The sequence below is a fragment of the Flexibacter flexilis DSM 6793 genome (assembly GCF_900112255.1).
Taxonomy (GTDB): Bacteria; Bacteroidota; Bacteroidia; order Cytophagales; family Flexibacteraceae; genus Flexibacter; species Flexibacter flexilis.
This window is the reverse complement of record NZ_FOLE01000006.1, coordinates 101,882-128,396: the sequence shown is the minus strand read 5'-3', so window position 1 is coordinate 128,396 and position 26,515 is coordinate 101,882. Positions and strand designations below refer to the sequence as shown.

Here is a 26,515-nt window from a genome sequence, read left to right as displayed (position 1 = left end):
AAAAAGAAGCACCCTTTTTCGGAGTGCTTCTTTTTTGTTGCAATGAAATATAATTAGTTCTTGAGAACGTCCACCCAACCTTTAGCGGTGCGGTTCAATTGTTTGTCTTCAAGGTAATAGAAGTAAGTACCTTGTGGCAATTGCGAAGCGTCCCAATCATTTCTGTAGCTGCTGCTTTCATAGACCAAGTTACCCCAACGATTGTAAACTTTCAAAGTAAGTTCTGTTGACCAACCACTGAAACGGAAGCCATCATTTTTGTAATCGCCGTTTGGTGTGATAATGTTCGGGATAATGAACGGAACAACTTTAATTACTTGAGTATAAGTCTTCACACAGCCATTCAACGAAAGTTTTTTGGCAATAGCTGTCGTTGTATCCATTACCGACAACGTTGTAAAATAATACGTTGTATCAGCCAACGAAGGAGTGCTGTAAATATGTACAGAATCTTTAGTAATAGTAAACTCTGTTGGAGGCGTTGTTGGGTCTCCGAAGTTCCAAGAATATTTCACTCTTTGGCCTTCCGAAGTATTTGTATAATGCACAGTAAGAGGAGCAGCACCATACAAAGTATCCACAGTAAACTTAGGAGCGATTGAATCACCAACAAAAATAGTAGTAGAAGCTTTTACCTGGCAATCACGAGAGTTGGTAATTGTTAAGGTATAAATATCTGTAGTGTCAAGTGATGCTTCAAAAGTTGGCGCAGTGCTCAATGTTTTTGTACGATTATTTCTTGAAGTCCATTTATATTTTAATGTCTCTCCAGGAGTTGCAGTAATAACAGGTTCTAATAGCTTTTTTACATTCTTACCACCATAACAAACTGTATCATTTGCAGGCATTGTGAGCAAAGGTAAATCTGCCAAGCGAACAGGTACTGAAGATGAATCCTTACAACCACCTAACAAAGAAGCAATCACTTTATATTGCGAGTAAGTAGTCGAAGTTGGTATAAAAGAGTAGCTAGAAGTAGTAGCTCCTGGTATTACTACATCGTCTTTTTTCCAAATATAAGTGTAAGTACCAGACAAAGTTGTATCAGCTCTTAGTGTCACTACTGTATTAGGACAAACCGCAGAATCGCCTGATAAATAAACCGTAGTACCCAAGAACGGCTTAATAGTAAATGGCAAGCTATCCAATCTTACGTTATTTTCACAAATATCTTTGATTGTTTTTCTGATAAAAAGCTGATAAGTAGAGTCAACAAAAGCTGGCGTAAATGTAAGTTTATATGTTTGCGATTGACCGTCATCACTACAATCAGCTGCACTAAAAGGCGTTACACTTAAAATAGTATATGGAGGGTTCGCTCCTTTAATTTCAAACTTAGATGCCTTCACAGAGTCACATCTTACAGGAGAATCAAAGCTAAATACTACACTGTTATTAACACAAGTAGGTGTCTGCGTAATTGCAGAAATAGAAATTGTATCTTCACCTGGCACGATATCCGCCGCATCAGCATGTAACGGATCTGATGGATCTGCAAAAGTGATGGTATAGCCCATAAGATTTGCTAGCTCAGTTCCTCCTGTAAAGTTATCCACTGCTAAAACATAGTACTCCCCTACATTTACTGTTTTGGTTCTGTTAAAACGCGAACCACCAGCCCCTTGCACATCAACTTGCTGAGTAGTAGAAGTTTCATACATACCTGTCTCACCATCCTGCGAAGAATAGTTACAGCTAAATTGCCAAGAAAGATTATTTTTAATTTGCGCACAAATCGATGCTGTATTTTGCTGACCTGCGGGCAATTTAAATACAGCCCAATCATAATCAGTATCACCGTTACTTGTAGCAGTAACGTCCAATGGCTTAATTTTGAATTTTAATTTACCAGATTGGGATACTTTAAACACATACCAAGTAGTATTTCGTTCATTGGAACTCAAGCAAGATCCTGTTGATATTTCGCCAGGGATAGCACCAGGACCACAAATAGAGCCAGTTGGGTATGTAGTCGATAATTGACAAAGAGCAATGGCTCCTTTACAGTCTTGAGAAGGCTTCGGAACATAAGTAGCAGAAGCACACGTTGTCTGGCTATATACCTTCGCCCAGCCTAATAAAAATAAGAAAAGAAAAGTAATATTGTATTTCATGATAGTTGACAGTGAAAAGGTTTTTATTTACGGTAAGTTACTGTTTGGATAGCGTTTGCCATTGAGATATTTATAACTCCTGTTGTTTTTTCTAAAACATCAGATGGTAGCTCAACTCCTAAGTTTTTCAAATCAATGGTAGCATGGAGGCTATAAGAATAATTTTTCTTTGCATCTGCGCTTACAGTCATAGGTATTTGCACAGAAGTATTAGCTCCAGCCACCGACAATGTACCATTCATCATGACTTTTTTAGATTGGCTAGCCGCAGGCATCGTAAAATTAGCGGGCAAAGGAGATTTGAACTCTATTACAGCAGATTTTTCACTGTTCATGCGCAACGCATTAATAAGTAATACTTTTTGCTCACTATCAGGCATATCCATTACAAATGTATAAGACTTCGCATAAAAATTCACTGATTTATTCTCCATATTAAGGTAGAAGGTAACAGCCTTACTCTCATAGTTATAAGTCTCTGTTTTACCTTGTAAGGAAAGCTGAGCTTTGTTTCTTCTCGTATCAGTTTGTGCGTGCGCTTGCACTACCACACAGCACATTAGTATAATAGCTGCGAAAAAAGATTTTAAATTTTTCATCAAAAGGAGTTTTGTTAGTTTAGAAAAAACATAATATTGGCTGTAAATATAGTAAATTTAGTAGTTCGTTCGGTAGTATCCCCTCAAAGAATCACACACACACACTGCGGTAAAAAGTAGAATATTTTACAATAATTGGTTTTCTGGGTAATAAAAATAATTATATCCTGTATCGTAAAATATTGTTTTAAATAATTGAATTATTCAGAATAATATTTTTTTGCCATAATTTCAAAAAAGAATCATGTTTCAATATTTTATCGCTCAAAAATACAATTACACAAACTATGATTTTGACAATACCCTTCTATAAAAAATAAACAACTAGTTGGCTTTTACCGTTTCTATAATCAAATTATGATTTGTATAAATGCAAATATCCGCAGCAATATGAAGACTTTCGCGCACTATTTCTTCTGCGGACATATGTGGCGCGTGTTTTTTTAGGGCTAAAGCGGCGGCTTGCGCATACATACTTCCCGAACCAATTGTAGCAACACCATTGTCTGGTTCTAGTACATCCCCCGTTCCCGAAATAATCAAAACTTCTTGTGCGTCCGCGCAAATCAACATCGCTTCCAACTTACGTAGATAACGATCTGTGCGCCAGTCTTTAGCCAACTCAATTGCGGCGCGTTTCATATTCCCGCGATATGCGTTTAGCTTTTCATCGAAGCGATCTAAAAGTGTAAAAGCATCCGCCGTAGAACCCGCAAAACCAGTTACAATTTTTCCGTCATGCAGTTTTCGGATTTTCTTAACATTACTTTTAGCTACAGTATTATTCATTGTAGCCTGACCATCAGCACCAATAGCCACTTGACCATTATGCACAATGGCCACTACCGTAGTAGATTTTATGATAGGTTTTAATTCGTTCATTATCAATTCTGGGTAAGAAATAACATTGTATCAACACCATCAGCGTAATCAGCAAGCAAAGGAGATTGAGCTTTTCCGTACTTAACAATTCGCTGAAAATCAATTATTTTATTCGTAACTACACACTGAATTTTGGATTCAAGAGCCGTAATTTTATCTAATAAATCTTGTTCGTTGGCATAACGTTCGTAATATAACACTGATACAGGCGAAACTAGTTCTTGTGATTCAGCTACCACTAAAAAACCCGTATCTAAATGTGGCGTTCTATTTACCAAATAAATAGATTTATTGTAATCATAATTATTATGGTATTTGTGGTGATTTTGAACGTATGAATATACCTCTTGCGCGGCCAAAAAGGGGACTAAATCATAGCTTTCTGGAATAAAAATCTTAGAAACATTCCTACAACCCAAGCCATAGTAAGTAAAAATATCCGAACCTAATTGCTGAAGTTCCTCTTCCGTTTCAGTGCCTGTAAGAATCGCGACGGAAGTTCTATTTTGTCGAATAATATTTGGTTTTTTACCAAAATAATGAGAAAAATACCGCGCAGAATTATCACTGCCTGTCGCAATAATTACATCAACATCATTAAGGCGTTCGGCAATATGTGTACGCGCGGCCATTTCTGGGACTAACTCCGCCAATTTTGTTACCAACCAATGCATCAATACAGCGTCTAATGCACTTAATTTAAGATACGCCTGATGGCCAGCCAATACCACACACAGCCAATCATGAAAACCCACAGCAGGAATATTTCCAGCCATTACTACACCAACTTTCCTATCTGTGAGCTTCTCGCTTATAGGATACTTGCTCGCCCAATGCTCCAAATCTGAAGTATTTAGCATTTGCCCTATATTGACTAACGCCGTCGTTACACTTTCTATCGTAAACCAATTATTGGCATTTTGAGCACGCCAAGCCAGTGAATGTAATTCGTCTTCAGCAATGTTTTGCAAATATGTTCCCAACTGCGCAAATGCCTCAATTCTCTTTTGTACCGTCATTTTGTGATAGCTACTTAAATTATGCAGCAAAAGTAATATTTCTGCTTTAGTCAATAATTAAAAATATAAAATAAGGCCACTAAAAATAGCATGACTTTATTAAAACAATTTCAAGAAATCAGCGTCTTCTATCGAAAATCAGAATTAAACAAAATAAAAATTTGAAAATCACCATACAACACTAGATATACTAAAAAGATATTTTGCCTATCGCAAATTATTTTTCTTATTTTCGTAAAAAATTATCCCTAAATACACCCAAATAACTAATTATGGAAATGGAATTATTAGAGCGAGGTCTCAACTTTGGTTTGACCGAAAATCAACAAATGATAGCTCAAATGGTGCGCGATTTTGGAGCAAAAGAGATTAAACCAAAAATGCGCGAATGGGATGAAACACAAGAGTTTCCTGTAGAAGTATTTCATAAAATGGGAAAACTTGGTCTAATGGGCGTACTCGTACCCGAAGAGTATGGCGGAGCAGGGTTTGGTTATTTAGAATATGTAACAGCCATTGCTGAATTATCTGCTATCGATCCTTCTATTGGTTTATCAATGGCTGCTCATAACTCGCTTTGCACTGGCCATATTTTACAATTTGCCAACGCAGAACAAAAAAGAAAATGGTTGCCAAAACTGGCCACAGGTGAGTGGATTGGTGCCTGGGGACTTACAGAGCCCAACACAGGTTCGGACTCAGGCAATATGCGTACTGTTGCTGTTCAAGATGGTGACTATTGGGTAATCAATGGTGCAAAAAATTTCATTACGCATGGCAAAACTGGCAATGTGGCTACAGTAATCGTACGCACAGGCGAAGTAGGTGACTCGCACGGCATGACAGCTTTTGTTATTGAAAAAGGAACGAAAGGGTTTTCTGCTGGCCGCAAAGAAGATAAATTAGGAATGCGAGCTTCCGAAACAACAGAGCTTATCTTTGATAACTGCCGTGTGCATAAAGATAATATTCTTGGAAACGTAGGCGAAGGCTTTATTCAAGCAATGAAAGTGCTTGATGGGGGCAGAATCTCTATTGCCGCATTAAGCCTTGGTATTGCTCAAGGTGCTTTTGATGCTTCGGTACAATACTCAAAAGAGCGTCATCAATTCAACAAACCCATTGCCGCATTTCAAGGTATATCATTTAAATTAGCGGATATGGCTACAGAAATCGAAGCAGCCAAACTACTAACCTACCAAGCAGCAGACATGAAAAATAAAGGCTTAAACGTAAACAAAGAATCCGCTATGGCCAAATATTTTGCGTCTGAAGTTTGTGTTAAAGTATCCAACGAAGCAGTTCAGATTTTTGGAGGATATGGATTTACTAAAGACTACCCAGTAGAAAGATATTACAGAGATTCTAAGCTCTGTACGATAGGAGAAGGCACAAGTGAAATTCAAAAACTTGTTATATCTCGCGCAATATTAAAATAAGTAGCAGTATAAAAACAAAAAAGCAGCTATCTCTAGCTGCTTTTTTGTTTTTATATTTTCAATCTTAATAATCCCAAAGCTCGTCTTCGTTAGCAACGATTTCATGCTCTAGACGTTGCGATGCAATTAAGATAGCTTTATCATTACCAATCAAAGAAGGTTCTTCTTCCACACGTCTATCAAGTGGGTTAGCCATTTTGATAATGCGAGAACAGAATAAACGTAAATCAAAAGCATCTGACATGCGTTTATCTTCTGCTTTGTTAGAAATATTATACCACTTTGCAGAAGGTATTTTATCCAACAAATGAACTAAATCTTTATATTTAAAAGTAGCGATAGGCAACTCTGCACCTTTTTCACCACTAAATTTAGCAGGAAGAATCAATGAAAGAGTTTGCATATCATAATAAGAACGAGAACGTTGCTTATCAAATAACAAGTCTTCCTTAATCTCAATTAAATATAGTTTACGTGGATTCAAGTAAATTTTTGCGCTACTGATTCCACCAGCATCAGCCATAGCAGAACGGTCAAGCAATCTTTCGTTGAAAGCCTCTGCAGACATTTGTTTTACCAAAGAATCATCTTTATATGGTTTCAGCTCTCCCCTAGCAACTGCCTCAATTATGAATTTAGTTAACTGGTTACTTTCTGAAAACCAAGGAGTATTACACTTTTCTGATAAATCAATTTTACGCCAAACAGACATTTTATACATTAAGTCTGATTTGTGAACAGGTCTCACTGACAATGTGTTATAGCCAGCGGAGTCCGTTTGTGGAGGCTCTACCGTCGTAAATTCTGGTGGCGGAGGAGCTACCATCGGGGCAGAGTTCGTTGTGCTTGTCGTAGCAGACGAACTACCTGTTGTCTTCTTAGTAGATTTCTTGCTTTTAGATTTCTTGTTTCTTGTCTGTGCATCAGCAGCAGGACTCGCAAGTAAAACTAACAGAGACAAAGATAAAACCAATATACTTTTAAATTTATTCATAACCTGTACTGATTTTAAAGATTAACAATAGAAAGTGAGGGAATAAATTCCCTCACTTTTAATATACATTTCTATTGGAAAGCTAAAGTAGATGCCATTGGGCGGAAACCAGTTACTTTAGAAGTATTATCTCTATAGTTGGTTCTTTTAAGCTCCAATACTTCAACTACTACATTGTCGTTTGGTTTAAGTTCACCTAATCCTCCAAACATTGCATTGTATGTCAAGTTATTAGGATCTTGAGATGAAAACTTAACCGAGTTTACAATACGAGAACCTCTTCTTACAGAAAGCTCACCAGATACTGTATAACGGCAATCTTTTTTCATTGTTTCTGCAACAGATGCATCAGGAACAACTTTCACTTGAATACCTGGTAAACCCGTAGAATAAGCTTTCTTAGGATTAACAGGAGCACCACCTACTAAAATCTCAACTCTTGGAAGAGGAAGCTCTTTCACATCAAACACTATATTACCAATAGCAGAGCCATCGCTAGCAACTGCAATCGTAACTTTATCTTTTGATGAAGGAACTACCATTACCTTTTGAGGTTCTGATGTTCTTGAAATAGCTGCGTTAGGTGAAGTAAAAGCTGGCTTATAATTTGCACCTAAAGCAGGAACTTTAATGTTCAATTCATTACCACAATCAAAGTACAAACCTTGTACAGCAGCCGAAGTAACTTCAATTACAGGTTTAGCCACAATATACTCAGCATCCAACTTGAACGTTGTATCTCCTCTACCTGGCAAAGGAAGTGTAATAGTACCTTTCCAATTTTGCTTAGAGTTACCTTCTGCGTCATAAGAAGATGCCGCTGCTTTAAACTTAATAGTACCAACACCATCTTTTACTTCAATAGGCTTACCATTGTAAGTCATCGTTGGTTTTATCGCAGTAGCTTGGGCAGCAATAAACATCTCAGCTTCATAATTAGTACCAGCAGCAACTACTTTAGAGCTAGCACGGAACATTGCGTTGATTTTATCGAATCTAACTTCATCAGCACCAAGCTCACTAGCAATAGCTTTCAATACTTCTGCTTCCATAGCAGCAACGCGATTTTGCTTATCTGTAAGTACAGCGAGAGCAGCAATCATCGGGGTTTGCTCAAAATTCAAAGATGCAAAATCTTTAATATTTTGGTCTCTATCCTTTTTGGTAATAGGGTCTTCTTTACCATCAAGAGCTAGATTTGGATAAGGAGAAGCAACCAATGGTTTACCATCATGACTCAAGCCATTAATGTAAGCAGTAAATGCATTAAGTTTTTCCTTAAGTACATAAGCTTTGCCATTATGCTTAGGTTTAGTAGGATCACCTACAACCATCAATTGAGACACCTTGTCTTCTTCTTTAGCTCCCTTATAGTTGCCGTTCTCATCTTTACCGTCTTTAGACGTAGGGTCATCAGCAGTAACCATAATCAACTCATGCTTTAAATCAGCCAAATACTTGATTATTTCGTCACTTTTAGATTTAACTTCCTTCGCTTTTTCTAAAACAGCCTTATCTTTAGCTTGGTTTTTACGCTCTGCAACAGCAGCTTCGATACCAGCAACTACCGATTTATTTTTAGATTCAGCTATATCAAGTGCGCCTTCAAGGCTTGAATTCAAAAATTGAAATTTCTGAATAATCGCAGAACTAACTTGAAGTGCAAGCATGGCCAATAGTACCAAATACATTAGCCCAATAAGTTTCTGTCTTGGGGTCTCTTTTCCTCCAGCCATATTATTTTTAAATTATGGGTTTAGTCTTTTTTAGAAAATTAACCTTTCATTGCGCTCAACATACCACCATAAACGTTATTTAACGCTGTTAGGTTTCCTGTTAATTTGCCCAACTCAGCTTTAAACTGTGCTGTATCTTTGCTTGCTTCAGACATATTTTCCATAGCTGATGATAAGTTGCCATAGAATTTATTCATTGCTTTCAAATGATTATTAGCATCTTGCAATTCCATTTCATAAACTGCGTTCAAAGCACTAAGATTTTTAGTGATTGTTTGAACTTGTGAATGGTACTGCTTTGCATCAGTAGCAGCGTTAGACATTTCTGACATAGCTTGAACAGTAACGCCATACGATTTGTTCATGTCAGTCAACGACTTAGCAGCTTCTTTCACATTTTTAGCATACTCAGCAGTAGCAACAGAAGCGTTACCTACTTCACCAATTTTGTTAACGCTATCGCTCAAACTCTTAAAGCTAGTTCCCAATTTATTAACCAAATCTTGGTCAATTTTAGCTGAATCGAACATTGAGTCCAATTTCTTAGAGATACCGCTACCTGCAGGAGCTTCAGTGCTTACAACTGCGCCATCATCTTCATAATCATCTGCCAATTGAGGATAGACTCTTTCCCAAGGCAAATCATGAGGCTGTGGAGCAAATGCAAATAATAAGAACAATAATGCTTCTGTACCAAGACCAGCAGTAAGCATTATACCCCCACCTGGCCAGTGCTGAATTTTGAATAGCGCACCAACGATAACGACAGCAGCCCCAACACCTGTAAGAACAGGAGCAATATTAGTGTAAAATTTTTCCTTGAATCCAGCTTGTTTCTTGCTCATTTTTGTAATCTGTTTAAGTCCAAGATTTGTTGATTATTAAAAGTTGTGTAATTGTTTGCTTATTAAAATTCGCTACCAGACGAACGACCTAAGTATGTTACCACGCAACGGAAACCTACATAAGACTTAGAAGTATCTTCATACTCGTAAGTACGTGTACCAGTTTGCAAATAGTAACCAATGTCCTTCCAAGAGCCACCACGAATTACCTTACGAGGCTCTCTATCGTCATTATAAGTAGGGTTCAAGTCCCATGTTACAGGAACAGATGCCTCATAAAATGCATCTTCACACCACTCAGACACATTACCAGACATATCATACAAACCATAATCGTTTGCAAAATATGCACCAACAGGAGATGTATAAGAGAACCCATCATCGTAGTAATTACCACGACCTGGCTTAAAGTTCGCCAACATACAACCTTTCATGTTACGGATATATGGGCCACCCCAAGGATATGGAGCCAAATCACGACCACCACGCGCAGCGTATTCCCATTCAGCTTCAGATGGCAAACGGAAGTTAGGCATCGAGAACAATCCACGATTTAAACGTGCAGCATTCAAATAGCCTGTACGCCATTTACAGAAAAGTTTCGCAGATTTCCAATTTACGCCAACAACAGGATAGTTATCAAACGCAGGGTGCGCATAATAATATTCCAACATAGGATCACCCAAGTGATGCGTAAAATCTTTCACCCAAACAGTAGTATCTGGATAATATTTTTTGCTTGTAGCGAGGGCTGCCAAATCAGCGGGTAATGTACCCATACCAGCAGTATCATCGGCTAACATTGCTTGCACAAATTGGCGATATTCATTATTGGTAATTTCTGTATCGTCCATGTAGAAACCACCAATTGTGATTTGCTTATTGAAGTTGATTTGAGATGCAGCAACATCTTCATCAGACTGACCCATGTGGAATGTACCAGACGGAATGGTAGTCATACCATAAGGAACTTGCTGATACCAACCTTCACGGCCTTCAACACCCACAAGTTCACCCTCTGTATCTGGTTTACCTAGCCCGCAACTTTGCATACCAGCTAAAGAAGCGGCAACTAATCCCAGATAAAGGAACTTCGAACCGAAACGAAACATATTCATAGCACCTAAACGTTTAAATATAAACCTGTTTTAATTGTTATTAGACGGCAATAATACACAAAATTATAATTACTAATGCAATATTTTACAATCTTAAATAAAAAATTCTAAAATATTGCATTAGTAAACTATGATTAATTTGATTTTCTATAACGTGGTACACGCATAACTGGCTTAGGACCAACTAATAATACAGGAATACTATAAGAAACCATCACTTCATGAGATGTAGGTTTTTTTGCATCACTGCTTGGTACTGTTAAGTCAAATGCATAACCAAAACGAAGATTGTTGTCTTTTAGCATAGCCATACCAATCACCGCAGTAATCGCATCTGCATTTCTGTAAGACAAACCACCCCAATACTTATTATTATAAGTAGCCATTGCATTCACATCAAATGAATAGCTGTTAAAGTCTGTTTTTACTAAAACAGATGGAGTCAGAATCAAGCTATAATTAGCTTCATAGTTGTAGCCACCCGTTACATACATGTGGCGACTCAACGGATTGCGCAAAGATTTTGTACCAAAATCAAACTCACTTTTAATGAGGTGATTCACACTAATACCGCCAAAATATTTCTCAGCTTTATACCAAACACCAAAAGCAGCATCTGGCTTAAACTGAGATTCTGTACCCGATTTCATCAAATTTTCATCATCTTGGTCGGTTGGCTTGTATTTATCAAAATCAAGCGTCTTACTAAACGCACCAATTCTTGCACCAATACTCAACTTGCCTTGAGGACCCAATGGCAAATGATAAGCATACGAGAATTGAGCTTCGATATTAGACTGCGCGCCCAAAACATCGCGAACAATTGTTGCACCAGCACCACTTTTCATTTGCATAATTGGAGATGAAAAATTAAGCACTGTCGTTTGAGGGCCACCATCGCCATAACCAGCCCATTGAGAGCGGTGAATAAGCGAAAATTTAGCGTTACCATCAAGCCCAGCAGCAGCAGGGTTGATATATAAGCTATTAAACATGTACTGAGAAAAATGTGCATCTTGCTGAGCTACGGCTTCTTTGCCACATGCCAAGATAGAAAGCAACACTAATAGTCGGTAAAAACGTTTGTTCATAAGATAGGTAACTAATATAGTTGTATAAGATAAAGGCTTGTAAATATAGATAATATATACCGAAAGTACCAAATATTTTTTGAACAGACTCCAAGAATCGGGCTAAAACAGCAATTATTTCACGCCATTTGCTTCTTTGATATACAATTCTATAGCCCCCGTCATAGAAGGCGCATTTGGCATAGGTGCTTCAATATCAAGAATTAGACCTGCATCACGAACCGCCTGAGCCGTAGTAGGGCCAAACGCAGCAATACGAGTATTATTTTGTTTAAAATCAGGAAAATTACTAAACAACGAATCAATTCCTGAAGGACTAAAAAATGCAATAATATCATAATTTACATCGGCCAAGTCAGATAAATTACTGGCCACCGTACGATACATCACCGCTTCAGCAAAGACATAGTTATTTTTGCGTAAAAAATCAGGAATATCCCCTGTGCGAATATCCGAACAAGGGTACAAGAATTTTTCCGTTTTGTGTTTTTTCATAATCTCCGTCAGGTCGGCAGCCGTTTTAGCACCCACAAAAACTTTACGCTTTCTTATCACGATATATTTTTGCAGATAATTGGCAGTTTGCTCTGATACACAGAAGTATTTCATCTCTGGCGAGATTTCAATTCTGCTTTCATTACAAATACGGAAAAAATTATCAACCGCGTTGCGGCTGGTCAAGATTACGGCTGTATAGTCAGTAATATTTATTTTCTGCTTTCTAAAATCCTTTGAAGGAACAGACTCTATTTCAATGAATGGCCTAAAATCAACTTTAATCTTGTACTTCTTAGCCAATTGCAAATACGGAGAATTCTCATCGGTTGGTTTAGGTTGGGTAACAAGAACACTTGACACCTTATTTTTCATTCTTGCATCTTTGGCAACGGTATTACTCATCGGTATTTTATTTGGTTTTAATTATTGAAACAGATGTTTCTTACTGAAAACTAAACAACTGACTTACCAAAATGATAGGTATAATTTCGGTGGCACAAAGATACGAAAATAAGTATAGATTCTGAAACCCCGCCGCTTTATTTAATACAAATGTCATTTTAAAAACTCGTAACAATGCAAAAAATATCACCAGCAATTGCAACCAAATAAGCACAATGCCCGAAGGTAGTACATCTCCGATGTAGGTAAGTATCGTCCCCAGCACAATGACTAAACTTGCCCATGTAGAAGTTCGCAAAAATTCATAAAAATGAATACCACTAACTTTAGACAAATTAAAAATATAACCTATAATATTGATTAACAAATATTTAGACACAAAATATAAGAAAGCAACCAACCAATAGTACGGTATGCGAAAAAAGTACCACTCATTGGTAGCCAAGCCTAATCCTTCTGCCGAAAATGAAAGAATTTGGCTTTGATGTTCATTTTGTACGACAAAAAAACTAAACCCGATACACAAACTATCCACCACAATCACCAACAAATTGAATAGTGTCCAGGCCTTACGAATAGCAGTATTGTATTCATCCATATTGCTTATTATCAATGCTTTAACATCAATAAATTTCACAAAATCTTTGGCCAAAACATTTTTCACAAAAACCAACAAACCGATTACCACCAAAAAACCAATCACATACACTTCCATGAAAGATTCTTTGCGCATGGCCAAATTATAAGTGTCTTGGTTGTTTTTGGCTAATGTTTGCCGTTGGGTCGGTGCTTCTTGCATTTGCTTAGGATTAACCAAAACAAGTGAAAGAGATTGCCGCAAGCCCTCAGGCTGATAAAATGTTACAAATGATTTTTTTGATTTATTCCGAAAAATTTCTGAAAAAGAAAGATATACCGTATCCTGTTTGTCGAATACCTGATATAATTTTTGGTCAAAATAAATACAAAGTTTGGGTTGGGTAATGACGCGCAACTGATAAGAACTATCGCGGTCGGCATACAGCCATAAGTTTGCAGTATTCACAATGCCATGTTCGCGCAATACATACGGAACGTAACCATCATATTCTTTGTCAAAAACCAGCCAATCCGCCGATAAATTGCGTACAACATACGGCTGTTGGCCAGCCTTTGCCCCAAAAACAGCTAAAAACACCCACAGGCCTACCAAAAATATCCCTCTAATTCCGCTCATTATTCTTGTGGCTGTTGTATAGGTTGGGCAACGCGATGTTTTCGGTCAATCATTTCTAAAGTAACACTGCTCAACACAAAGAAAAGCACCAACATCATCAGTAAAATATTATCGCCCACGGAAGCAAAATACACCGTTACCAATACTGATATAACATTGACAAAGCCCAGCGTAATTACGGTTTGTAACTGCGTGAGTCCCATGCGCATCAGAATATGATGAATGTGATTTTTGTCTGGAGAAAAAGGCGAACGACCGCTCAAAATTCTGATAGCAAACACACGTGCCGTATCAAAAACAGGCACAACCAACGTAGCCACCGCCACAGAAGGCGAAGATTCTACGCTGTGCATTTCTATAAACTGAATGGACAATACCGCCACCAAAAAGCCGCAAACCAATGACCCAGTATCACCCATAAAAATAATGGCTTTGTGCATATTATAACGCAAAAACCCAATAATACCGCCTACCAAGCATACTGCAAGTTTCGCGTATGGGTGAAAATTCACGGAATCCGATTTATAAAAATAATAGCCAAAAACAACGGAAATAATCGTAATAATCGTGCCAGCCAAACCGTCCAAGCCATCTATCAAATTAATGGCGTTCGTAATGCCGACCACCACCAAAAAGGTAATTCCGTAGCTAATGCCAGCCTCCAATTCATAAATTCCCATAAAACCCTGAAAACTGGTGATACGCACATCTCCAATAAACATGATAATACCAGTGGCTAAGATTTGTACAAAAAATTTCTTAAAAACAGAAATAGAAACGATATCATCTTTTAGACCAATAAAAAATAACACGATACAACCTGCCAAAACACGTTGGATAGAGTCGCTCACATCGCCAAAAATGGTAATGGCCGACATAAAACCTGCAAAAATCGCAAGGCCTCCCAAACGCGGTGTAAGCGACGCGTGAACTGTTCTGAAATTCGGTTCGTCAAGTAAGTTCTTGACGTGAGCCACGCGCACAATAGACGGTATGCCAAACACCGAAATCATAAAAGCCCACAAAAAAGAAAGTATTATATCTATTTCCAATATCATAAAAACGTGTTTCTGTATTCTGGCAAACGTAATTTCAATACATTATTCCGCAACAATCCAAATTTTATGCCGCGTTCCTGCCTTTCAATGAAAAGGCTGCAATTTATGACAATTATCCACAAATTTAAAACCTTGCCACATAACCAAAATGTATTTTTGCATTGTTAAAACTCAAAGGCTGGTCCGCAGAATTGCCTAACGCGTAAGTGAGACTAAACAAACCGCCTTGCGTAGTGAAACAAATGCCCGTCCCCACGCCCCAAGGATTGGCAGACCATTGGCCATCTACCACTTTATACGACAATGCCCCTTGTTCGTAAAAGGCAAATAAATACGATTTTTCTTCCCAAAAATACCGATACTCCGAAGTAAAAACGCCGTAAGTGCTGGCATAAAATCTATTTTCGTTAAAACCGCGCAACGACAACAAGCCCCCTACCCTACTCAACTCATTTATATACAAAATATTAGCATCTAAATACGACATTTTCAGTCTGAACAAAAGCACATTTTTGCGATAAAAATGCGTATAAAATTCACCCAATAATTTACCTGAAACCTGAAAAGAATTGGCTTCTACGGCATATCTCCGATATGTTTTATTGCCCGCCGTTGCTTCCGTTTGTACGCGCCAACCTTTGTGAGGATAATTAAAATCATCTAAAAAAGCCCACTCATATTGTAAGCCATACGCCCAATAATTCGTTGCTCCAACAGGTACGGCAGTGTTTGCATTGGTTGGTGCTTGCGCAAAAGACCTAACAGACTTCACCAAAAAACCTATTTTTTGCGAAGATGTAAGCGCGTATTTTATCGAAAATTCGATGTTACGATTCAGAAACGAAGTATCTTCTTTGAGCAAATTCAAGCCAAATTGCCACTCCAACGGCGCACGCTTCCAGCCCAACGGATTGGTATAAAGAATATTCATTTGCTGCGTGGCCTTCCGAATACGTTGCCAGTCTGCCGTCAAGGACTTGCCTCTTTTAAATAAATTATTGATTTTCAGGTTAAATTGACCCGTAAGCGTTAGTTTATTACTGGCCTCTTCGTTGGGCAAAAAGCCAACAACTCCATCTGTTTGGTTCGCATTCTGCTTTTGCAAATGCAGGCTTACCACAGCCTTACCATCTTTGAAAATAACAGCAGGCTGCTGCGCCAAATGAGCATAAGGCAATTGATTTATTTTTGCTTCGATTTCATTTACTCGTTTCTGCGAAAATGGTTCATCTTTCAGAATGCGTAAATAATTGGCCAAAAACTTTGTATTAATCGGAACATTTCCAGCAACTTGTATCGTGTCAAACGCAATATATAAGTTTGGAGAAAAAGTGATTGTAGCCGAAATAAGAACCGAATCGCCCGCAAGCGAATCCAAACGCAAGGAAGCAAACGGATAACCATTATTTTCAGCATAGGTTATCCATTGTTTTTGTATTTTTTGCCAATCGGCTACCGAAACATTGAGGGGTGCGGAATAGCCCAAACCTTCAAGCCATTCTTTGTGCTGATAAATGTGTAGTCGTAAAGTCTGGGCATTAGCCACCGAAAAACTCCAAAGACACAAGCCTAACAAGACTTTACGCCACTTCATATTTTTATAATGCTAATTCCGTTACTGGATTCCAATATACTTTCTCAAAATCTTGTACGGCTTCATTTTTCACTATAATTCCTTCTTTTTCAAGCAATTGCTGCATCAAGTCGGGTGTTGCGAAATGCGCTTTCCCTGTTAATAACCCCTTAGTATTCACCACCCTATGCGCTGGAACATCTGGCAAAGTGTGCGCCGCGTTCATTGCCCAGCCGACCATTCGGGCACTCAATCCATTACCCAAATACCGCGCAATTGCACCGTAACTCGTTACGCGTCCGTGCGGAATGAGTTTCACTACCTCATAAACCTGCGAAAAAAAGTCAGTTTTCATGGTTTAATATTGGTAGCTGCTAAAGTTAGGGCACTCTATAGTATAAATAGTATAGCTCAACGAAAGTCCCGTAAACATATACCAATCCTTGTCTTGGATAAAGCCGCGTTGCAAGCCTGTACTTGCGTCTTTGTCGCTTACATTGTCAAGGTAGTCTGTAAAAGTGCAACGTGCACCAAACTCTGCACCCAAATTCCAATTCTTGGACAACTTATACTTTACACCAATACCAATGGGAATGGCAGGTTGTATCGGAGAAACGCCCCCACCTGATTCAGCGGATTTTGGTTGAAAATAAAAAGCTGTAATCCCGCCAAACAAATACGGAGTCCAACGAATACGCTCTTTAGGGTCTCTAAAATTCAAAAAATTATATTCGCCCATTACCGACAAATCCAACAACATGGTTTTGAAAGAATTAGGCTGAACATTCGCAATGTAACGGTTATTAGACGAAGAACCATTTGCCGCAAGTCTGCCCGCTGCAAAATTAAAACGCATAGCCACCGCAGGACTGAAATTTCTTCTATAAAAAATTTCGCCAGCAGGACGCACAAATTTAAAATTGTATCCAGAAGAAATATCTCCTTTATACAAATGCGTACCAAGCCCCAACCCAAATTCATTTTTTTGAGCCAAAGCATTAAAGCAAACAGCTATCAAAAAAACAGGAAAGAAACATAGTTCTTTCCTGAATCTGCATTTTATCATGCGCTTAAAATTTATTGTCCGAAAACCTATTATCTGAATTTAGGCGCACGCGAGCGAGCATCTAAAATATAAGTCAAATGGAAAGCTGTAACAATATAATAATCTTTTCCACCAGAGTTGCCACGAGGTGAAGAACCATGCTCATTTCCTTGTACATAAGGCAGACCACTATTAGGATCTGTTACAATTGGATAAGGGCTTATTTGGTCAATATTTCTATTCTTACCTGCACTTGCCGCAGTGGCTTCAGCCGAACGATTTGCCATTACACGAGCAAGATCATTTTTCAATGTGGATGTGTTTTCTACATATTCAGTACTTACGTCATCCAAGTAATCAGTGAACGTCCAACGATAGCCAACTTCAAAAGATAAATCAAGTTTATCACCCAAACGATAACGAGCACCAATACCCATTGGAATACCAAGCTGAATAGTTGAATATTTCTTACCTTCTGTTTGGAGAGGCTGAAGGGCAACCCATTTACCAGCAGAACCTTCACAACCAGGACAAACATCTGGGGCTTTGGCTTTAGGATTATTTGTAAACACCGAAAGACCAATAAAACCGTACCCATTCAAGAAGTTACGACGCATATAGCCTTTTTCAGTTGGAAGCAAATCGCCAATAGCTGTGATGCTAAACTCTTTTACGTCATTTCTAAACGAAAGGCCACGAATATAACGTCCTCTCTCCTCCTCGCTTCTCGAAGGCTTGGCCGAATAATCATCTCCTCTCAAACGCGCCCAAGCTAAACTTGCTCTAAACGACAAATAAGGAGAATAACGGCGCGTAATCACACCACTAACGAAAGTGCGTGTCATTTTAATATCCGAACTAAAACGATTGAGGCGCGGAGCCAAATCGCCAAAATAGTTCGCAGCACCAATACCACCGCCCACAGAAATATATTTCATGTGTTTAGGGAATTTCTTTTTTAATGTATAATGCGTAATTGGCCTGCTTTTGCTTCTGTCCGCAGCTCGTTTGGCTCGTTTGCCAATAGGGGACTGTGCCAGTACATCATTGGATACACTAAGCGTTACAACTAAAAGTAACAGAGATAAGACTTTTTTCATACACCTTGATTTTTAGCAACGATACACTGAGTTATTACATACAAATGCAACGTAATATATGCCTCTTTCGTAACATTCGGACAAAAATAAAAATTTTATCAGAAAATCGAAAAAAAACTTTTAATTTCTTGAATCTAAGCCCCAATTTAATTTCGCTCTTAACGTATGAAGGAAATTTTGACCTGCCAATTTTATTAGCCTAGCCTTAAAATGTTCCTTGCGAACTGTAAGTTTGATAGTAGCATCCACCACTTTTGATCGAGAATCCAACGACACCAAAAAGTTTTTACTTCGCCCTTCTATCTGAAACGACAAAACACTGTTATCTGATACAATCATTGGCCTTACGTTCAAATTATGTGGACTTACTGGCGAAATAATAAAATTGCCTGAATCTGGCATCACCAACGGCCCACCGCAACTCAAAGAATATCCCGTCGAACCTGTCGGCGTAGCAACTATCAGACCATCAGCCCAATAAGAGTTTAAATATTCTCCATCAATATAAGTATTTACCACAATCATCGACGAAGTATCGCGCTTGGTAATCGTAAATTCGTTGAGTGCAAAATTCACTCCTCCGAAAAGTTCACGGTTCGCGTCTAAGTGCAAAAGTGTGCGGTCATCGTAGCGGTATTCGCCCGCAAACAACTGATTGAGTGCAATATCAATATCCGAACACAGCGTACCCGCCAAAAAACCCAACCGTCCCGCATTGATGCCCAATATCGGAATTTGCCTGTCACCCACAAACGTAAGCGTTTCCAGTAGCGTTCCGTCTCCGCCAATGCTAAAGAAAAAATCCACGTCCGTAATTTGTTCGGGGCGATTGAAAACCGAAAAATCTTCGGGTGCAATACCTAAGCGAGTAACAAAATGCCCAAAAGGTTCGTACACCTGAACGGACACGCCACGACGTTTTAATTCACTGAATATATGTTGAACACAAGGTATTGCCGCTTCTTTTAGCGGCCTTCCGTGAAGTGCAATTTTCATTTGTAACGGCTATTAAGGTGTAGAAAAGATATTGCCATGAAAAAATATTTTTCCACAGACTTCAATCCTAACCAAAGATATAAAAATTAGTCAATAAACGCGATAATATTCCTATATTTTATTTGTGTTACGACTTTAAAGCCAATTTTAACTGTTCCACAATATAGGCTTGTTGCTCTTCTGTCAGTTCCGTATGCATTGGCAAAGCAAGCACTCTTTCGCAAAAACTTTCCGACAAAGGCAACGAACCCTTCTCATAACCTAAATAACTGTACGCCTGTTGCAAATGCAGCGGCGAAGGATAATAACTCATACTCGGAACACCCACTTCGGCCAAAGTCGCTTTCACGCGGTCGCGGACTGTTTTATTTTCCAATAACAAGGTGTATTGATGAAAAACGTGCGTGCTTCCTGTACGCCTTGCAGGGATTTGCACATTCGGAACATTGCTCAAATGCTCATCATAAAAATCTGCTGCCTTTTGGCGTGCTGCCGTATAAGCTGTCAAATATTTGAGTTTCACCCGCAAAATAGCCGCCTGAATCGTGTCCAAGCGTGAATTAATACCAACAATTTGGTACGTGTATTTTTGCTTTTGTCCGTGATTAGCAATCATTTGCATTTGAGTGGCCAAAGCATCATCGTTGGTAAAAATCGCGCCACCGTCACCCATACAACCCAAATTTTTGGAAGGAAAAAATGACGTAGTTCCCACGTGGCCAATACCGCCCAAAGGCTGCGCTGTCCCGTCCGAAAACGTAAATTTCGCGCCAATAGATTGCGCCGTATCTTCTATTACTACAAGTTGATGACGCGAGGCAATTTGCATTACTTGTTCCAGGTCTGCGCCTTGTCCGAACAAATGCACTGGCAAAATGGCAACGGTTTTTGGGGTAATCAAAGCCTCAATTTGTGCCGTATCCAAACAAAAATAATTGGGTTCAACTTCCACAAAAACAGGCACTAAGCCCATCAGCGCAATTACTTCCACAGCCGCCACGTAGTTAAACGACGGCACAATAATTTCGCTGCCCTTCGGGAAATTGTAGGCCATCAGCACGATTTGCAAAGCATCCGTACCGTTGGCGCACGGAATCACGTGTTTGATGCCCAAATAGGCCGCCAATTCTTGCGCAAACTGCTTTACTTGCGCACCACCAATAAACGCCGCGCTTTCCAACACTTCGGCAATGGCCGTATCTATTTCAGATTTGATTTGCTGATATTGTGCCTGCAAATCAACCATTTGTATTTTATTCATTCTTCAAAATTATTTCTATAAAAGCTCAACAATAGCCATCTGTAAGCACTAACGCAAAAGTGTTACTTTTTTGATAGGAATACTTACTTAAAAGCAAAAATTTAATCACAATCCCGTTGAGTTATTTTACAAAAGTCTGCCCGCAAATGGCTACCTTTGTTGTAGCTTAACACAAGCTCCAATACACATACCAAATTAACATTTAACCAAAAAAATTACGACCATGTACGGAGGAGGCAATACCTTTGAAGCTCCCAAACCTGAGGAGTTAGAAACCAACGAAGACCCCCAACTTTTGGCGGCTTTTGAAGCACGCATCGCCAGAGGTGAGAAAATAGAGCCGCACGACTGGATGCCCGCCCTTTATCGCAAACAACTGATTCGCATGATAGAGCAACACGCTCATTCTGAAATCATTGGAGCTTTGCCAGAAGGTACGTGGATTACGCGCGCGCCGAGTTTCAAACGCAAAATGGCTTTGATGGCCAAAGTACAAGACGAAGTAGGACACGCGCAACTGCTTTACGGGGCAGCCGAAACACTCGGCAAAAGCCGCGAAGCAATGCTCCACGACCTAATTACGGGCAAGTCCAAATATTCCAACATTTTCAATTATCCTGCGTTTACGTGGGCAGACTCGACGGTCATTTCTTGGCTCGTGGACGCGGGGGCTATCGTGAACCAAACGGCCAATGCCAAAGGCAGTTACGCACCTTATTGTAGAGCTTTGGAGCGTATTTGCGCCGAAGAATCCTTTCACCTAAAATACGGCCACGATGCCGTCGTACATTTGGCCACAGGCACACCCCTACAACGCCAAATGGTGCAGGAAGCCCTTAATCGTTGGTGGCCACCGATTATGCACTTTTTTGGCCCTCCCGACAAAATGTCGGTACACACGGAAGTGCTCGTGCGCTGGAAAGTAAAAATGGCTACCAACGACGAATGCCGTCAGCAGTTTATGGACATGTACGTGCCGAAAATTTGGGAGCTGGGACTTACGCTACCAGACCCGAATTTGCGCAAAAACGCCGAAACAGGCGTTTGGGAATATACCGAACCCGATTGGGAGGAATTTAAACGCGTAATCAATGGCGACGGCCCTTGTAACAAAGAACGTTTGGCCGTGCGCAGAACCGCCGAAGAACGCGGGGCATGGGTAAGAAAAGCATTGTTATCGCCAAAAATGCAATACGTTGCGCCTTTGGCTTAAATTTTAGTAACAGATTTTAGAACACTTGATTTTGTAAAACACAGAAACAGTCTGCAACTTTGCGGGCTGTTTTCTTATTTTTTATATTCCTGAAAATGAACGAGATATTTAAAGCATGGCGCAATTTGGGTCAGAAACAAAAAGATAAAACATTGCTTTTTCTGAAAAGACTCAAAACCAAAGACGAGAAAAAAATAGACAAACTCGTAGTAAAGCTCAACGACGAAGTTTTTGAAAAAGTAGATTGTTTGCAATGTGCCAACTGCTGCAAAACATTGAGTCCTATTGTGAAAACGCCTGATATAGAACGCATTTCCTCGCATCTGAAAATGCGCCAGTCGGTTTTTATTGACAAATACATGAAAATAGACGAAGACGGCGATTATGTGTTCAACTCCACGCCTTGCCCGTTTCTGGACGCAGAAAATTACTGTCTCATTTATGACGTTCGGCCACGCGACTGCCGCGACTATCCACACACTGACCGACAAGGTTTTACGCGCCGTGTGTACGTCAATACCGAAAATACCGTGAGTTGCCCCGCAGTTTTTCAAATTGTGGAAGAATTAAAAAAAGTACAATTATAAGGAAACAAGAGAAAAGAAATAGTCATATCCAAATCATATTCTATTCATTACAAATAAAACAAAATATAATTTGGATAGTTTAATTTTTTTTAATTAAAATGATATAAGCATTGGTTTTATACAAATGTTATAACTACATTTGAGAGTAAATTTCTTTTTATAACCAATTGTAAATCCTTTTAATAATGAAAAAACACTTCCCTCTGCTGGCAGGGATACTACTAAGTATTCCTTTAGTAACTAATGCCCAAATTTATACAGGGCACAACAAAGCGAAAATTAGTTTGGCTGGCCAACAGCAAGCACTCGAATACGAAAGCAATAGCATCACCTCGTATTTGAACATGAACAGCCACAGCCTTAACTTTTATGCAAAAGCCTATACGTTTGTGATGGACAGGCCAGATAATACTGAAAAAACATTGCTCATCAATGCCTTGCAGATGAATAATGATAATGCGTCTGTTCTTGAGTTTACCGCACAACTTCCCCAAAACTTTAAAGTACCTACCGCTGGACAAACGCAAAAAATAAGCATAAATGGCCTTATGCAATTGGCGGGTGTGCGCAAAAGCCTACAACTTCCTGTAGAAGTACGCGCCGACAAAAACGGAGATTTGAGCTATACGGCTTCTGCTGTCATTGACCTGAACCAATGGAATGGAGAACTAAGCGCAGAAATCAAAACCCAAACTACTGGCCTTATGCGCCTTGAACTAACCAATGCTCCTATTCATCTTATCAACTATCGCTAAAACTATTCTCTCTTTATGAAAAAGTCATTACTTCTATTAGCCTCGCTTTTAGGCTTCATAACTACCAACGTAAATGCACAATGTGGATCAGGCAATACGTTGAAACCTTCTCAAAATTGTCGTGGGGCTATTCCTATTTGCCAATTATCCATCACCTACCCCAGTGGCTATATTTGTGGGCCAGGGGAAATACCTGGCGAAATTCCTTCGAGTTCTTGCTTGGCAAGCAACGAAAAAAACACAACTTGGTTTGTTTTTAAAGTATATAAATCAGGTAAATTAAAATTTAAAATTAGGCCACTTGACGTTATAGGTACAAATAATGGCGGAACTGATTATGATTGGGCTTTATTCAAATTACCTGCTGGACAACAAAATACACCTACCATTTGTGAGCAACTGAAAAACAATTTTTCTTGGCAATTTAGCTGTAATTATGCCGCAGGACAAGGAGTAACAGGAATGTATGATACAACAGGAACACAGCAGTTAGACGTACAGAACGCAGGCGGGACAAAATTTAACAAAACTAAAAATGTAAGTATTGGTGAATATTATGTGCTAGCGATAGACAATTTCAGTGGCGGTACTTTAACTGGTTATACGATCAATTTTGCAGATCCATCTAATCTTTTACACTTAGACGCAGCCGACATTAGTCCATCCGAAGACACTATCGTAATGTCATCTATATCGCAAGTACCTAATTGCACGAGCAATAGTCTAATCTTTAGTTTCAGTTCTCCAGTGAGATGTGACTCCGTGAATGCCTCCAAATTTGAAATTAAAGGCGCGAACCCTCCCTATACTATCCAAAGTGTTCTTCCCTTGAATGCAAGCACTTGCAGCCTTAATGGCCAGACCGAAACGTACAAACTTCTTTTCACGCCTGCGCTTGTAGATCCTAACTATAAGCTCATCCTCAAAAAAACAGTCAAAGATCTTTGCCAAAATGAAGTAAAGTTAGACAGTATTAATTTTGCTATTGTACCTTCGTTTACGGTCTCTATTAGCAGCGTCAATGGCTTATTAATAGGAACTTATATAGAAGGAGCAACTTATCAATGGTCATTAAATGGAATGCCTATCCAAGGGGCGACGCAGCCTAGCTACTCTCCTGTTACTAATGGAGTCTATGCTGTAACTGTTACTAAAGGAACTTGTGTACAAATGGGAAGCATAACATTTAACACAATTGGAGTCAAGGAGAATATTTCTAATTTAGTAAAAGTATATCCTAACCCAAGCAAAGGGGTTTTCCAGCTAAAAGTAACCGAAAAAACAAACTGTACGGTATCGGACATTACAGGTAAAGTCCTTTGGCAAAAAAATAGCGTGGAAACGGGGGAAACAATCGACCTTAGCAATCAACCAGAAGGTGTTTATTTCTTAAAAGTCAAAACCTTATCTGGCTCAGAAACCATAAAATTAATAGTCCAACAATAATCTTTACCAAACCTAACCCCTTCTTTTTCCTGCATCTAAACCCAAAAGCCGCTACCATAAAAAGTAGCGGCTTTCTTTAGGAAAATAAGCCAAAATAATATTTAATCATCTAGCGAATGGCTTACTTTCTCCGTACAGTAATTCTGTTCTGTACTTAAAAAAAGAAAAAGGACAAACCTTTGCGGGTTTGTCCTTTTCTTTTTTATTCCTCAAAGCGTGAATTATTCACTCATTACGCCTTCTTTGAGTCTTTCGGCGTTGTCGGCCAAACGTAATTGGTCGATAAAATCGCCAATATCGCCATCCATTACAGCAGGCAAGTTATAAACCGTCATGCCGATACGGTGGTCGGTTACGCGGCTTTGCGGATAGTTGTACGTGCGGATTTTGTCCGAACGGTCACCACTGCCCACCATTGAGCGGCGTTGTGCGCCTACTTCTTGGTTGTGCTTTTCCAACTCAATTTCATATAAGCGCGAACGCAATACTTTCAGGGCTTTATCAAAGTTTTTAATCTGCGATTTTTCGTCTTGGCATTGCACCACAAGTCCCGTAGGAATGTGCGTAAGACGAATGGCCGAGTAAGTCGTGTTTACCGACTGACCACCAGGTCCCGACGAACAGAATGTATCTTTACGAATATCGTTCATATTGATTTCCACGTCCACTTCTTCCATTTCTGGGAGCACGGCCACCGAAGCCACCGACGTGTGAATACGGCCTTGTGTTTCGGTGGCTGGTACGCGTTGCACACGATGAACGCCCGATTCGTATTTCATCATGCCGTACACGTCTTCGCCCGAAACCGAACAAATAATCTCTTTATAGCCACCCGAAGTACCGTCTGTATAGTCAATCAATTCCATGCGCCAACCTTTCACCTCCGCAAAACGTTGGTACATACGATGCAAATCGCCTGCAAAAATACTGGCCTCGTCGCCACCTGCACCCGCTCTGATTTCCAAAATGATGTTTTTGCTGTCGTTCGGGTCTTTGGGGATAAGCATGGTTCTGATTTCCTCTTCCATGGCTTCTTTGGCTGGATACAAGTCGTCCAACTCGGCTTTGGCCATGTCGCGAAAATCGGGATCTTTTTCCGTTTCCAACAAACTTTTGGCACTGTCGATGTTTTCGAGTAAGTGCTTGTATTCGTTGTATTTCTCTACGATTTTGTTAAGTTCTTTGTATTCTTTGTTTAATTTAGAATAGCGTTTCATGTCGCCCATAGTTTCAGGCAAAATGATTAGCTGTGCAACCTCATCAAATCGTTCTTTGATGGCTTCTAATTTATCTATCATATAGGATTGGAAATTACAAAGTGAGAATCAAAATGGAACGTAATTAGTTCCGTTTTGCAAAGTTACGAAAAATATTAGGGGCAATGCAATGCCCTAAGCCACCAGTTTTTGCAATACTTGTATGATTGCTTTATATCTATACGAATTTAGCGACACAAAACCCACGAAATCCCCGAAATATTTTGTAGCATTGCACAAGCTATGAGCGAGTTTTTTTCTTAGAATATCCA

General features: G+C 39.3%; 24 protein-coding genes. 5 read left to right on the top strand and 19 right to left on the bottom strand.

The window, feature by feature from the left end; translation table 11 throughout:
• Positions 1–53: 53 nt before the first annotated feature.
• The 4 genes from BM090_RS10905 to BM090_RS10890 all read right to left on the bottom strand — a co-directional run bounded on the left by BM090_RS10905 (position 54) and on the right by BM090_RS10890 (position 4,614).
• A complete protein-coding gene (locus BM090_RS10905) occupies positions 54–2,114 on the bottom strand; it encodes a T9SS type B sorting domain-containing protein (protein WP_091512426.1) in 2,061 nt (686 codons plus the stop codon).
• A 23-nt stretch (positions 2,115–2,137) separates the two neighbouring features.
• On the bottom strand, positions 2,138–2,713 hold the full coding sequence (locus BM090_RS10900; protein WP_091512423.1) for a hypothetical protein: 576 nt from the start codon (positions 2,711–2,713) through the stop codon (positions 2,138–2,140).
• 324 nt (positions 2,714–3,037) lie between these two features.
• Positions 3,038–3,595, bottom strand: coding sequence for an ATP-dependent protease subunit HslV (hslV, locus tag BM090_RS10895; RefSeq protein ID WP_091512419.1), 558 nt, complete (start codon positions 3,593–3,595; stop codon positions 3,038–3,040).
• 2 nt (positions 3,596–3,597) lie between these two features.
• On the bottom strand, positions 3,598–4,614 hold the full coding sequence (locus tag BM090_RS10890; protein ID WP_091512416.1) for an acyl-CoA reductase: 1,017 nt from the start codon (positions 4,612–4,614) through the stop codon (positions 3,598–3,600).
• A 272-nt stretch (positions 4,615–4,886) separates the two neighbouring features.
• On the opposite strand from BM090_RS10890, the gene BM090_RS10885 reads away from it, so the two are divergent.
• Positions 4,887–6,053, top strand: coding sequence for an acyl-CoA dehydrogenase (locus tag BM090_RS10885; protein WP_317040741.1), 1,167 nt, complete (start codon positions 4,887–4,889; stop codon positions 6,051–6,053).
• Positions 6,054–6,117: 64 nt separating this feature from the next.
• Here the strand turns inward: BM090_RS10885 and porN are convergent, their stop codons facing one another.
• From porN to BM090_RS10815, 14 genes are all read right to left on the bottom strand, one after another.
• Positions 6,118–7,047, bottom strand: coding sequence for a type IX secretion system ring subunit PorN/GldN (gene porN / locus BM090_RS10880; RefSeq protein WP_091512413.1), 930 nt, complete (start codon positions 7,045–7,047; stop codon positions 6,118–6,120).
• A gap of 71 nt (positions 7,048–7,118) precedes the next feature.
• Complete coding sequence (gene porM, locus BM090_RS10875) at positions 7,119–8,783, bottom strand: type IX secretion system motor protein PorM/GldM (RefSeq protein WP_091512409.1); 1,665 nt, start codon at positions 8,781–8,783, stop codon at positions 7,119–7,121.
• A gap of 38 nt (positions 8,784–8,821) precedes the next feature.
• Entirely contained in the window at positions 8,822–9,628 is an 807-nt protein-coding gene (gene porL, locus BM090_RS10870; RefSeq protein ID WP_091512407.1) for a type IX secretion system motor protein PorL/GldL, read from the bottom strand.
• A gap of 62 nt (positions 9,629–9,690) precedes the next feature.
• The gene (gene porK / locus BM090_RS10865) at positions 9,691–10,746 is read right to left on the bottom strand and encodes a T9SS ring complex lipoprotein PorK/GldK (protein ID WP_449404126.1); all 1,056 of its coding nucleotides are present in this window, start codon (positions 10,744–10,746) and stop codon (positions 9,691–9,693) included.
• A 134-nt stretch (positions 10,747–10,880) separates the two neighbouring features.
• Entirely contained in the window at positions 10,881–11,837 is a 957-nt protein-coding gene (locus BM090_RS10860; RefSeq protein ID WP_091512404.1) for a PorP/SprF family type IX secretion system membrane protein, read from the bottom strand.
• 114 nt (positions 11,838–11,951) lie between these two features.
• Positions 11,952–12,737 (bottom strand): uroporphyrinogen-III synthase, encoded by a 786-nt coding sequence (locus BM090_RS10855; protein ID WP_091512402.1) that lies wholly within the window; start codon positions 12,735–12,737, stop codon positions 11,952–11,954.
• 40 nt (positions 12,738–12,777) lie between these two features.
• Entirely contained in the window at positions 12,778–13,953 is a 1,176-nt protein-coding gene (locus tag BM090_RS10850; RefSeq protein ID WP_091512399.1) for a DUF4271 domain-containing protein, read from the bottom strand.
• A complete protein-coding gene (locus BM090_RS10845) occupies positions 13,953–15,011 on the bottom strand; it encodes an MraY family glycosyltransferase (protein ID WP_245756716.1) in 1,059 nt (352 codons plus the stop codon). The genes BM090_RS10850 and BM090_RS10845 overlap by 1 nt, the downstream gene beginning before the upstream one ends.
• A gap of 124 nt (positions 15,012–15,135) precedes the next feature.
• The gene (locus BM090_RS10840) at positions 15,136–16,605 is read right to left on the bottom strand and encodes a BamA/TamA family outer membrane protein (protein ID WP_091512395.1); all 1,470 of its coding nucleotides are present in this window, start codon (positions 16,603–16,605) and stop codon (positions 15,136–15,138) included.
• Positions 16,606–16,609: 4 nt separating this feature from the next.
• Entirely contained in the window at positions 16,610–16,939 is a 330-nt protein-coding gene (locus BM090_RS10835; protein WP_091512391.1) for an MGMT family protein, read from the bottom strand.
• 3 nt (positions 16,940–16,942) lie between these two features.
• Positions 16,943–17,650: a type IX secretion system protein PorG gene (gene porG / locus BM090_RS10830; protein WP_091512386.1), complete on the bottom strand. Its 708-nt coding sequence runs from the start codon at positions 17,648–17,650 to the stop codon at positions 16,943–16,945.
• A gap of 29 nt (positions 17,651–17,679) precedes the next feature.
• On the bottom strand, positions 17,680–18,729 hold the full coding sequence (locus BM090_RS10825; RefSeq protein WP_177199910.1) for a DUF6089 family protein: 1,050 nt from the start codon (positions 18,727–18,729) through the stop codon (positions 17,680–17,682).
• A 120-nt stretch (positions 18,730–18,849) separates the two neighbouring features.
• Positions 18,850–19,725 carry an NAD kinase gene (locus BM090_RS10820; protein ID WP_091512378.1) on the bottom strand — a complete coding sequence of 292 codons (876 nt, stop codon included), beginning with the start codon at positions 19,723–19,725 and terminating at the stop codon, positions 18,850–18,852.
• A gap of 127 nt (positions 19,726–19,852) precedes the next feature.
• Positions 19,853–20,986, bottom strand: a complete 1,134-nt coding sequence (locus tag BM090_RS10815; RefSeq protein WP_091512375.1) for a DegT/DnrJ/EryC1/StrS family aminotransferase — start codon at positions 20,984–20,986, stop codon at positions 19,853–19,855.
• 223 nt (positions 20,987–21,209) lie between these two features.
• On the opposite strand from BM090_RS10815, the gene paaA reads away from it, so the two are divergent.
• The 4 genes from paaA to BM090_RS10795 all read left to right on the top strand — a co-directional run bounded on the left by paaA (position 21,210) and on the right by BM090_RS10795 (position 24,987).
• Positions 21,210–22,199, top strand: a complete 990-nt coding sequence (gene paaA, locus BM090_RS10810; protein WP_091512370.1) for a 1,2-phenylacetyl-CoA epoxidase subunit PaaA — start codon at positions 21,210–21,212, stop codon at positions 22,197–22,199.
• A 95-nt stretch (positions 22,200–22,294) separates the two neighbouring features.
• Positions 22,295–22,786, top strand: a complete 492-nt coding sequence (locus tag BM090_RS10805; RefSeq protein WP_091512367.1) for a YkgJ family cysteine cluster protein — start codon at positions 22,295–22,297, stop codon at positions 22,784–22,786.
• 185 nt (positions 22,787–22,971) lie between these two features.
• Positions 22,972–23,541, top strand: a complete 570-nt coding sequence (locus BM090_RS10800; RefSeq protein ID WP_091512363.1) for a hypothetical protein — start codon at positions 22,972–22,974, stop codon at positions 23,539–23,541.
• Between the two features lie 15 nt (positions 23,542–23,556).
• Positions 23,557–24,987: a T9SS type A sorting domain-containing protein gene (locus BM090_RS10795; protein WP_091512359.1), complete on the top strand. Its 1,431-nt coding sequence runs from the start codon at positions 23,557–23,559 to the stop codon at positions 24,985–24,987.
• A gap of 221 nt (positions 24,988–25,208) precedes the next feature.
• On the opposite strand, the gene prfA is transcribed toward BM090_RS10795, so the two are convergent.
• On the bottom strand, positions 25,209–26,285 hold the full coding sequence (gene prfA, locus BM090_RS10790) for a peptide chain release factor 1 (RefSeq protein ID WP_091512355.1): 1,077 nt from the start codon (positions 26,283–26,285) through the stop codon (positions 25,209–25,211).
• Positions 26,286–26,515: the final 230 nt, after the last annotated feature.

Excerpts from the sequence above, each read along its gene's own strand:
- BM090_RS10905 (WP_091512426.1), bottom strand. The coding sequence starts at position 2,114 with ATGAAATACAATATTACTTTTCTTTTCTTATTTTTATTAGGCTGGGCG.
- BM090_RS10900 (WP_091512423.1), bottom strand. The coding sequence starts at position 2,713 with ATGAAAAATTTAAAATCTTTTTTCGCAGCTATTATACTAATGTGCTGT.
- hslV (WP_091512419.1), bottom strand. The coding sequence starts at position 3,595 with ATGAACGAATTAAAACCTATCATAAAATCTACTACGGTAGTGGCCATT.
- BM090_RS10890 (WP_091512416.1), bottom strand. The coding sequence starts at position 4,614 with ATGACGGTACAAAAGAGAATTGAGGCATTTGCGCAGTTGGGAACATAT.
- BM090_RS10885 (WP_317040741.1), top strand. The coding sequence starts at position 4,887 with ATGGAAATGGAATTATTAGAGCGAGGTCTCAACTTTGGTTTGACCGAA.
- porN (WP_091512413.1), bottom strand. The coding sequence starts at position 7,047 with ATGAATAAATTTAAAAGTATATTGGTTTTATCTTTGTCTCTGTTAGTT.
- porM (WP_091512409.1), bottom strand. The coding sequence starts at position 8,783 with ATGGCTGGAGGAAAAGAGACCCCAAGACAGAAACTTATTGGGCTAATG.
- porL (WP_091512407.1), bottom strand. The coding sequence starts at position 9,628 with ATGAGCAAGAAACAAGCTGGATTCAAGGAAAAATTTTACACTAATATT.
- porK (WP_449404126.1), bottom strand. The coding sequence starts at position 10,746 with ATGAATATGTTTCGTTTCGGTTCGAAGTTCCTTTATCTGGGATTAGTT.
- BM090_RS10860 (WP_091512404.1), bottom strand. The coding sequence starts at position 11,837 with ATGAACAAACGTTTTTACCGACTATTAGTGTTGCTTTCTATCTTGGCA.
- BM090_RS10855 (WP_091512402.1), bottom strand. The coding sequence starts at position 12,737 with ATGAGTAATACCGTTGCCAAAGATGCAAGAATGAAAAATAAGGTGTCA.
- BM090_RS10850 (WP_091512399.1), bottom strand. The coding sequence starts at position 13,953 with ATGAGCGGAATTAGAGGGATATTTTTGGTAGGCCTGTGGGTGTTTTTA.
- BM090_RS10845 (WP_245756716.1), bottom strand. The coding sequence starts at position 15,011 with ATGATATTGGAAATAGATATAATACTTTCTTTTTTGTGGGCTTTTATG.
- BM090_RS10840 (WP_091512395.1), bottom strand. The coding sequence starts at position 16,605 with ATGAAGTGGCGTAAAGTCTTGTTAGGCTTGTGTCTTTGGAGTTTTTCG.
- BM090_RS10835 (WP_091512391.1), bottom strand. The coding sequence starts at position 16,939 with ATGAAAACTGACTTTTTTTCGCAGGTTTATGAGGTAGTGAAACTCATT.
- porG (WP_091512386.1), bottom strand. The coding sequence starts at position 17,650 with ATGATAAAATGCAGATTCAGGAAAGAACTATGTTTCTTTCCTGTTTTT.
- BM090_RS10825 (WP_177199910.1), bottom strand. The coding sequence starts at position 18,729 with ATGAAAAAAGTCTTATCTCTGTTACTTTTAGTTGTAACGCTTAGTGTA.
- BM090_RS10820 (WP_091512378.1), bottom strand. The coding sequence starts at position 19,725 with ATGAAAATTGCACTTCACGGAAGGCCGCTAAAAGAAGCGGCAATACCT.
- BM090_RS10815 (WP_091512375.1), bottom strand. The coding sequence starts at position 20,986 with ATGAATAAAATACAAATGGTTGATTTGCAGGCACAATATCAGCAAATC.
- paaA (WP_091512370.1), top strand. The coding sequence starts at position 21,210 with ATGTACGGAGGAGGCAATACCTTTGAAGCTCCCAAACCTGAGGAGTTA.
- BM090_RS10805 (WP_091512367.1), top strand. The coding sequence starts at position 22,295 with ATGAACGAGATATTTAAAGCATGGCGCAATTTGGGTCAGAAACAAAAA.
- BM090_RS10800 (WP_091512363.1), top strand. The coding sequence starts at position 22,972 with ATGAAAAAACACTTCCCTCTGCTGGCAGGGATACTACTAAGTATTCCT.
- BM090_RS10795 (WP_091512359.1), top strand. The coding sequence starts at position 23,557 with ATGAAAAAGTCATTACTTCTATTAGCCTCGCTTTTAGGCTTCATAACT.
- prfA (WP_091512355.1), bottom strand. The coding sequence starts at position 26,285 with ATGATAGATAAATTAGAAGCCATCAAAGAACGATTTGATGAGGTTGCA.